An 8,765-nucleotide genomic window follows, 5' to 3' on the forward strand; every position below is an offset into this window, starting at 1 on the left:
TCCTCCCCCGCGATGCGGGGGAGGTGGCCCGGAGGGCCGGAGGGGGCTAGCTCGGCCAAGGCAGCACTCGCCCCCTCAGTCGCTCCGCGACAGTTCCCCCGTGACACGGGGGAGCAGCTTTCAGCCCCCCTCCTCCACCTCATAGGGATCATCCCCGCGATCGCGCATCAGGTCCGTCGCGGTGAAGTCCAGCGCATCCTCGGCGTCGTCGAAGCACAGTTCCGACACCGTCTGGTCGCGCACCGAGATCCCGGCCTTGTGGGTGCTTTCCGGATCGCCGGTGACCAATGGATGCCATTGCGGCAGGTCCTTGCCCTCGTGCAGGCGCCGGTAGGCGCAGGACCGCGGCATCCACTCCAGGTCCTCGATATTGTAGGGCGTCAGCTTGATGCAGTCGGGCACCGTCTTCTTGCGGTTCGGATAGTCCTTGCAGCGGCACAGGTGCTCGTCGAACAGCTGGCAATGCACGCGCGTGGGGACGATCTCGCCGGTGTCCTCGTCCTCGAAGCGGACCAGGCAGCACAGGCCGCAGCCGTCGCACAGGCTCTCCCACTCGGGGACGGTCATCTCGGCCAGCGTCTTCGTCAGCCAGAAAGGTTTGCTTGAACTCATGGGCTCGTCCTAAACCCGAATGACCCGGCGACCAAACAGAGCCTAAACTTAACCGTGACCGACTCGACGCCGCCGACCGACGAGACCCCGCCGCCAGAGGCTTCCGCCCCGGCGCCGCAGCCGGTGGAAAGACCGCTTCGCCTTGAGACCAAGCCCGTCAAGTCACGTGGCGTGTGGCGCGTCTGGGCCTGGGTCTTCGCCGGACTGACGGTCGCGATCCTGGTCGCCGCCCTGGCCGTCGCCGGCGGCGCCTATGTCGTCTGGAACAAGTACCTCAAGGACACGCCGCAGCTGCCGCCGCGCGAGGCGCTGTTCGCCCTGAACCGCGCGCCCGCCATCCGCTTCGAGGACCGCTATGGCCAGGTGATCGCCACGCGCGGCCCGCGTTATGGCCGGCGCGTCACGGTCGACGAGCTGCCGCCCTACGTCTCCCAGGCCTTCCTGGCCGCCGAGGACCGGCGGTTCTACCAGCACGGCGCGATCGATGTTCAGGGCGTCTTCCGGGCCGCCTGGATCAACTGGAGGGCCGGCCGCACGGTACAGGGCGCCTCGACCCTGAGCCAGCAGCTGGCCAAGGGCCTGTTCCTCAGCCCCGACCGGGTCATAAAGCGCAAGCTGCAGGAGATGCTGCTGGCCTACCGGCTTGAGCAGGTGCTGACCAAGGACGAGATCCTCGAGATCTACCTGAACCGCATCTATTTCGGCGCGGGCACCTATGGCCTGGACGGCGCGGCCCAGACCTATTTCGGGAAGTCGGCCAGCCAGCTGACCCTGTCGGAGGCCGCGCTGCTGGCTAGCCTGCCCAAGGCGCCCTCGCGCCTGGCCCTCAACCGCGACCTGGAGCGGGCCCTGATCCGCTCGCGCCTGATCCTGGCCAATATGCGCGCCGAGGGCTGGATCAGCGCCCAGCAGGAGCGCGAGGCGCTGGAGGACCGCCCCGCCCTCTCCCCGATCGGTCAGGACGAGGGCGACTTCGGCTGGGTGCTGGACTACGCCACGGCCGAGGCGGTCAAGATCGCGGGGCCAAACGCGCCGGACCTGGTCGTGCGCCTGACGATCGATCCGCTGCTGCAACGCGAGGCGGCGGAGACCATCCGCCAGACCATCGCCGTCGACGGCCCGGTGTCCGGCGTCTCGCAGGCCGCCCTGTTGTCGCTATCGGCCGACGGGGCCATCCGGGCGATGATCGGCGGGACGGACTATGTCGAGAGTCCGTTCAACCGCGCCATCCAGGCCCGCCGCCAGCCCGGCTCGACCTTCAAGCCGTTCGTCTATGCGACGGCCGTCGAGCATGGCGTGCTGCCGACCGACATCCGGGTCGACGAGCCCGTGAAGTTCGGGGATTGGGCGCCGGAGAACTATGGCGGCGGCTATCGCGGCCCGATGACCGTCGAGCAGGCCCTGATCGCCTCGACCAACACCATCGCCGCCCAGCTGGGCGCCGAGGTCGGCGGGGCGGCGATCGGCGAGCTGGCGCACCGCTTCGGCTTCACCAGCCTGCCCGACACGCCGGACCTGTCGGTCGCTCTGGGCTCCTACGAGGTGACGCTGCTGCAGCTGACCTCCGGCTTCCAGGTGTTCCAGCTGGGCGGGATCCGGCTGGAGCCCTACCTGATCGAGTCGATCGGCACCCAGGGCGGCCAGGAGATCTGGGCCCACCAGCCGCCGTCCGGCGAGCGGCGCGTCTATGACCTGGGCCACGCCAGCATCATGGTGCGAATGATGGAGAAGGTCGTGACCGAGGGCACCGCCCGCCGCGCCGAGTTCGGCCGTCCCGCGGCCGGCAAGACCGGCACCAGCCAGAACTGGCGCGACGCCTGGTTCGTCGGCTTCACGCCCGACTACGTCACCGGCGTCTGGGTCGGCAACGACGACGAGCGGCCGATGAACAAGGTGGTCGGCGGCGACATCCCCGCGGGCGTCTGGCGACGCTTCATGGTGGCGGCCCACGCCTCCCTGGCGGTCAGCGACTTCCCGTGGCTGCTGGCCGATCCGGTCGTCGACACCAAGCCCGACCCGCGCAACGGCTTCTACGAAACCCTCGCCGCCGAGCTCGCCCGGACGGCTTCGGAGCGCGAGGGCGCCGATGGGGCGGCGGCGGAGCCGGTGAACTAGCCTCCAAATCCGATTTCCCCGGCGAATGCCGGGGCCCAGATACATCCTGAGCGACCTGAGTGCTCGCGCCTTCGGGCCTCGCCAGGAGCACAGGCCCCTCTGGTTCGATCTGGGCCCCGGCATTCGCCGGGGAAGTCGGAACGATGGTCTAACGATATCCCGTCATCGAGGTCGGCCGGTCCTGAGGCCGGGTCGCCCAGGTCTTGTTGGGCTTCGCGCTCATCGTGAAGACCAGCTCGCCGCCGGCGACGATCTCCTCGTGCTTCAGGAAGGCCCGGGTCAGCGGCTTGCCGTTCAGGGTGACCTTAGCGACGTAGGGGGCCGCATCGGACAGGCCCACCGTGCGCACGGCGAAGCGCTTGCCGTTCGGCAGGTTCAGGTTCGCCCGCTCCACGAACGGCCGGCCGATGGCGTACTCGCTCGAGGCGGGCGTCACCGGATAGAAGCCCAGGCTCGTGAACATCAGCCAGGCCGACATCTGGCCCAGATCGTCATTGCCCGACAGGCCGTCGGGCGTCGGCTTGTACTGGCTGTTCACGATCTGGGTCAGCCGGGCCTGGGTGCGCCACGGCGCGCCGGCGTAGTTGTACATATAGGCGACGTGGTGGCTGGGCTCGTTGCCGTGGATGTATTGGCCGATCAGGCCGGCGATGTCCTCGGCGTGTGAGTAGTCGATCTTGGAGTTGTCGAAGTCGAACATGGCGTCCAGCTTCTTCACGGTCGCCGCATCGCCGCCCAGCGTCTTGACCACCCCGCCCAGGTCCTGCGGCGCGAACCACGAGTACTGCCAAGCGTTGCCCTCGGTGTAGTCCGAGCCGTAGTTGATGGCGGTCGGGTTGAACGGCTCGCGATAGGTCCCGTCGGACTTGCGCGCCCGCAGGAAGCCGGTCTTGGCGTCGAAGCTGTTGCGCCAATAGCCGGCGCGCTTCTCGAAGGTCGCGGCGACGTCGGCCTGTCCCAGGTCGCGGGCCATGCGAGCGATAGTCCAGTCGTCATAGGCGTATTCGACCGTCTTGGAGGCCGCCTCAGGCTCCTTGTCGATCGGGACGTAGCCGAGCGTCATGTAGTCGCCGAGACCGCCGTACGGGGCGTAGGTGGCGCTCTTGACCATGGCGTCGAGGGCGGCCTTGCCATCGTAGCCGCGGATGCCCTTCATCCAGGCGTCGGCGATGACCGGAACGGCGTGGTAGCCGATCATCGTCCAGGTCTCCTGGCCGTGGAACTGCCAGACCGGCAGGATCTGGTAGGGGCTCTGGCGCTGCGAGGCGATCAGCGAGTTGACGACGTCGTTGGTGTAGTCGGCCGGCTGGACCAGCGTCAGCAGCGGGTGCTCGGCCCGGAAGGTGTCCCACAGCGAAAAGGTCGAGTGGAAGGTGAACGGCCGGCCGTCCAGGGTCCCATCGTGCACCTGGTCGTCGGGGCCACGATAGCGGCCGTCGGCGTCGGCGAAGACGCTGGGCGCCAGCAGGGTGTGGTAAAGCGCCGTGTAGAGCGTCTTGCGCATCGGGGCGGGCGCCTGGATGTCCACGGCCGCCAGGGCCTTCTCCCAGGCCGCCTTGGCGCGGGCGCGCTGGGCGTCGAAGTCGAAGCCGGGCTCGTCGCTGGCGAGGTTGGCGATCGCGCCGTCCTCGCTGACCGACGACAGCGCCACCTTCACGGTTAGAGGGCCGTCCAGCTGGCCGAAGTCGAAGACGCCGACCAGGGCCCGTCCCTGGATCTGCGCGCGGTCGTTCGGCGTCCGCCCAGGCTGGGCGAAGCCCTTGTAGGGCACGTCGGTCTCGCGGTTGTGGAAGGCCTGGCCGACCAGCGGCTTGTCGAAACGGATGGCGAAGAACAGCTTGCGGCCAGGCGCCCAGCCGCGCGTCTCGCGGTAGCCGGTGATCGTCCCGTCCGGCGCGACGCGCAGGCGCGACCACAAGACCTTGCCCGGATAGTTGTAGATCGAGCTGCGCAGGTCGATCAGCACCTGGGCGCGCTGGCCCTTTGGGAACGCATAGCGGTGCAGGCCCGTGCGCAGGCCGGCGGTCAGCTCGGCGCGCACCTGGCTGTCGCTGAGGGTGACGGCGTAATAGCCCGGCTGCGCGACCTCGCTGTCGTGGCTGTAGCGCGAGCGGTAGCCCGAGCCGGGCTTGTCGACCTCGCCCGGCTCCAGCTTGGCCTCGCCGGCGACCGGCGTCAGCAGGATGTCGCCGAGGTCGGAATGGCCCGCCCCGGAGAAGTGGGTGTGCGAGAAGCCCAGGATCGTGGGATCGCCGAAGCGATAGCCGGCCGCCCGGGCATAGCTCTGCTTGAACGGCAGGATGTCGGTGTCGGGGCTCAGCTGCACCATGCCGAACGGAACCACCGCGCCAGGGAAGGTGTGGCCGTCGCCGCCCGTGCCGATGAACGGATCGACGGCGTCGTAGGCGGAGGTCTGGGCGTGCGCCGTCGCCGCCAGGAGAGCGAGGCTGGCGGTCAGGGCGGGAAGCAGGCGCATGGGGAACTCCGCAACTCAGGCGGAAGGCACCCTATCGGCTAGGCGACGCCTTTCAAGGCCCGCTCGACGGCCGCCAAGGCGTGCAGGGTCGTGGTGTCGAACACCGGGACCGGGCTGTCGTCCTGGCCGATCAGCAGCATGATCTCGGTGCAGCCCAGGATGATCGCCTCCGCCCCGCGTTCAACGAGGCGCGCGATCACCGCTCGGTAGGCGTCGCGCGAGGCGTCGAGCACCCGGCCGGCGACCAGCTCCTCGTAGATGATCCGGTGAACGATGGCGCGGTCGTCGGCGTCGGGAGTCAGCACCGTCAGTCCGTGCTTGGCTTCCAGCCGGCCGCGATAGAAGTCGTGCTCCATGGTGAAGGCCGTGCCGAGCAGGCCGACGGTGGACAGGCCCGCCGCCGTGATCGCCTCGCCCGTCGGATCGGCGATGTGCAGCAGCGGGATGCGGACGGCCGCCTCGATCGCATCGGCCTCGCGGTGCATGGTGTTGGTGCAGAGCACCAGGAAGTCCGCCCCGCCCGCCTCCAGCGCCCGCGCGGCGTCGGCCAGACGTCGCGACAGCTCGGGCCACCGGCCGGCGTGCTGCAGGCGCTCGATCTCGGCGAAGTCGAACGACCACATCAGCGTCCGCGCCGAGGCCACGCCGCCCAGCCGCTCGCGCGCGGCCTCGTTGATCAGCCGATAGTACTGGGCCGAGCTTTCCCAGCTCATGCCGCCGATGAGTCCAATGAGCGCCTGCTGGGTCATGATCTCGCCTTGCGTCCGTCAGTCCGCCTAACCCAGAACACGAGCCGCGCGCCAGTCCTCGGCGGTCTGGCCCCACATCTGGGTTGGCCCGGCGACGTCCATCGGCGACGGCAAGACGACCATCTCGACCAGGCGAGAGCCCAACCGCCGGGCCACGGCCTGGGACGGCAGATTGTCGGGGTGGATCATGTGGCCGACGAAGTCCCAGCCCAGGGTTCCGAAGACGTGGTCCAGACACGCGCTCCCCGCCTCGGTGGCGTATCCCTTGCCCCAAGCGTCCCGATGGAACAGCCAGCCGACTTCCGGCGCGGGCCAGCCTTCGGGACGCCAGGGGCCGACCCGCCCCACCCAACGGCCGGTGGCCTTCTCGATCGCCGAGAACTGGCCAAAGCCCAGCAGCGACCACATGCCGACCACCTGGGTCAGGGCGCGCCAGGCGACGCTTCTCGGCATCGCGCCGCCCAGATACCGCATGCATTCGGGATCGGTGTGGAACGCGGCCCAGCCGGCGTCGAAGTCGTCCTGCGTCGGCACGCGCAGAAGAAGCCGGTCCGTCTCCAGGATCATCGCCATGAAATCTCCCCCGTTCTTGCCGGACCCTCCGATCCGAGCTCTAAGTCCCTTGGGGACTGCATCACGGGGGGGCCATGGGGGGCTATGACTATCTGCGGCTAGCCGCGGCGATTCTGGTGATCGCGCATCACGCGCGGGTCCTCGATGGCCAGCCGCCGATGATCCTTGGCGCCGGAGCCGACCTCGGGGCGCTGGGCGTGGGGATCTTCTTCGTGATCAGCGGCTATCTGGTCGGAGGCAGCCTGGCGCGAGCGTCCGGCCTCGGGATCTTTGTCGCCAAGCGCGCCCTCAGGATCTTTCCCGGTCTGGCGGTCGCACTGCTGTTCACCGCCTTTGCGCTAGGCCCGATGGTCAGCACGTTGGGTCTCGCCGACTATCTCCGAGATCAGGCCCCCTACGGCTACGTACTGAAGAACCTGAGCCTGTACGCGGTCACCTATGACCTGCCCGGAGTGTTCCTGGCGGTCCCTCTGGCCGGCGTCGTCAACGGCTCGCTGTGGACGCTGCGGCTGGAGTTCACGGCCTATATGGCGCTCGCGACGCTGGGCGCCGCGCGGCGAGCGACGCCGAAAGTCCTGACCGCCCTGGCGCTCTCGGCGGCCATGGGGGCGATCGTGATCCACGCCCTGGGCCTGGACGCGAGAGACGACCTCTTCCGCCTTGCCTATCTGGCCGCAACGAACGGCTTCCTGTTCCTGACCGGCGCGGCGCTGCAGGCGAGCGCCCAGCGCCCCCCACTCTGGCTGACTGTCGCGGCCGTGACGCTGTTGCTGACGCCCGTCTGGTTCCTAGGCCTGCCGCTGATCGCGCTCCGCCTGGGCGCCTTGAACGCGCCCCGCGTGCCGGTCGACCTGTCGTACGGCCTCTACATCTACAGCTTTCCGCTGCAGCAGGTCCTGGCCCAGCGGGATGAGCTGACCCTGACGAGCTCGCTGATCGTCGCCCTGCCCTGCGCGCTTCTATCCTGGCTGCTGGTCGAGAAGCCGGCGCTGAAGCTCAAGGCGCGACTGACTGAAGGCTCGCCTCGCGCCGCCCTCAGTCCCGCAGCGGCCGCAGTCGATTGACGTGGCCCATCTTGCGGCCGGGGCGGGCTTCGCCCTTGCCGTAGAGGTGGACGCGGGTCTCCGGCTCGGCGGCCAGCTTCTTCCAGGCGTCGACATCGGCGCCCAAAAGGTTGGTCATCTCGACGTGATGGTGCGGCTGGGTCGGGCCCAGCGGCCAGCCGGCGACGGCGCGGATATGCTGCTCGAACTGGTCGACCTCACAGCCGTCCTGGGTCCAGTGGCCGGTGTTGTGGACGCGCGGGGCGAACTCGTTGACCAGCAGCTTGCCGCCGGCCAGCTCGAACAGCTCGACCCCGATCACGCCGACATAGTCGAGCGCGGTCAGGATCTTGGCGGCGATGGCCTCGGCCTGGTCGCGGGTGGCCGGCGTGATCTTGGCCGGCGCCACGGTGCGGCGCAGGACGCCGCCCTCGTGATGGTTCTCGCTGACCGGATAGCAGGCGATCTCGCCGTCGCGACCGCGCGCGGCGATTACCGACAGCTCGCGGCCGAAGTCGGCCGGCGCCTCCAGGATCGCCGCCTGGCGGCCGATGCGGTCGTAGGCGGCCTCGGCCTCGCCGGCGACGCAATGGCCCAGGCCATGAAAAACACGCCTCCGCAGCCCTTCGGAAGTGCCGCTCATCCAAGCCCAAAGGCCTCGAAAAGCAACATCAGAGCCCTGCCGACAAGGACCGGCACACTGTCTGCTCTGGACTGGAAGGCCCACTGAGCGATAAGTGGATCGGGCATTTGTGCTCGATCACCACTTCGATCCCTCTGTCAGAGTCAAGCCGAAGGTGGCCAGCCCCGGCGGCAGCCTGACCTGCTTCGATGACAACAGGGCGCGCTGCGCGGGGCGAAGTCATCCCGATAGAGGAGCCCCGCCCCCGCAACCAGGTCATTCGAGCACTAAAAGAAGATCAAGCACAAGCCTCTGATTTAGCTCGATGAGGCGGCGTAAGACTGATGCCGCCCCATCCATTCGCCGCCTGGATTCAATCAATACATGCTGTACAAATCAATACATGAACTGCGGCTGGGCAAGTCAGAATTTGCGAGAAAAGCACGCAAAAGAATGTGCCTGCAGCACGACGTCCTCCAGCGGGACGAGCGAACCAAAATGGTCTTCGACCTGGAGATGCATCTGGCCGTGCTTTGCGAGTCGCTGATATTTGATTCTTCAAAGATATTCTTCGA

At 68.3% G+C, this 8,765-nt stretch carries 6 protein-coding genes and 2 pseudogenes; 3 read left to right on the top strand and 5 right to left on the bottom strand.

Going from position 1 to position 8,765, the window contains the following annotated elements; translation table 11 throughout:
- Positions 1 to 120: 120 nt before the first annotated feature.
- Positions 121 to 612, bottom strand: a complete 492-nt coding sequence (locus Q0379_RS00620) for a YcgN family cysteine cluster protein (protein WP_299003036.1) — start codon at positions 610 to 612, stop codon at positions 121 to 123.
- A gap of 30 nt (positions 613 to 642) precedes the next feature.
- On the opposite strand from Q0379_RS00620, the pseudogene Q0379_RS00630 reads away from it, so the two are divergent.
- Positions 643 to 2,727: pseudogene (locus Q0379_RS00630) on the top strand (PBP1A family penicillin-binding protein); the annotation flags it as partial.
- A 148-nt stretch (positions 2,728 to 2,875) separates the two neighbouring features.
- Here Q0379_RS00630 and Q0379_RS00635 read toward each other — a convergent pair.
- Genes Q0379_RS00635 through Q0379_RS00645 form a run of 3 tightly spaced genes read right to left on the bottom strand, consistent with a single transcriptional unit; the run spans position 2,876 to position 6,525 of the window.
- Positions 2,876 to 5,203 carry a GH92 family glycosyl hydrolase gene (locus Q0379_RS00635; RefSeq protein ID WP_299003039.1) on the bottom strand — a complete coding sequence of 776 codons (2,328 nt, stop codon included), beginning with the start codon at positions 5,201 to 5,203 and terminating at the stop codon, positions 2,876 to 2,878.
- Positions 5,204 to 5,241: 38 nt separating this feature from the next.
- Positions 5,242 to 5,952 carry an aspartate/glutamate racemase family protein gene (locus tag Q0379_RS00640; RefSeq protein WP_299003042.1) on the bottom strand — a complete coding sequence of 237 codons (711 nt, stop codon included), beginning with the start codon at positions 5,950 to 5,952 and terminating at the stop codon, positions 5,242 to 5,244.
- Positions 5,953 to 5,979: 27 nt separating this feature from the next.
- Positions 5,980 to 6,525, bottom strand: coding sequence for a GNAT family N-acetyltransferase (locus tag Q0379_RS00645; protein WP_299003045.1), 546 nt, complete (start codon positions 6,523 to 6,525; stop codon positions 5,980 to 5,982).
- A gap of 74 nt (positions 6,526 to 6,599) precedes the next feature.
- Here Q0379_RS00645 and Q0379_RS00650 point away from each other — a divergent pair, with 74 nt between their 5' ends.
- The gene (locus Q0379_RS00650; RefSeq protein WP_299003048.1) at positions 6,600 to 7,589 is read left to right on the top strand and encodes an acyltransferase; all 990 of its coding nucleotides are present in this window, start codon (positions 6,600 to 6,602) and stop codon (positions 7,587 to 7,589) included.
- Here the strand turns inward: Q0379_RS00650 and Q0379_RS00655 are convergent.
- Positions 7,561 to 8,145, bottom strand: a pseudogene (locus Q0379_RS00655) (ATP-grasp domain-containing protein); the annotation flags it as partial. The gene Q0379_RS00650 and the pseudogene Q0379_RS00655 overlap by 29 nt on opposite strands.
- A gap of 429 nt (positions 8,146 to 8,574) precedes the next feature.
- On the opposite strand from Q0379_RS00655, the gene Q0379_RS00660 reads away from it, so the two are divergent.
- A partial coding sequence (locus Q0379_RS00660) for a hypothetical protein (protein WP_299003050.1) occupies positions 8,575 to 8,765 on the top strand: 191 nt, incomplete at its 3' end.

This window comes from uncultured Caulobacter sp., assembly GCF_937900395.1.
In the GTDB taxonomy this organism is placed as follows: Bacteria; Pseudomonadota; Alphaproteobacteria; order Caulobacterales; family Caulobacteraceae; genus Caulobacter.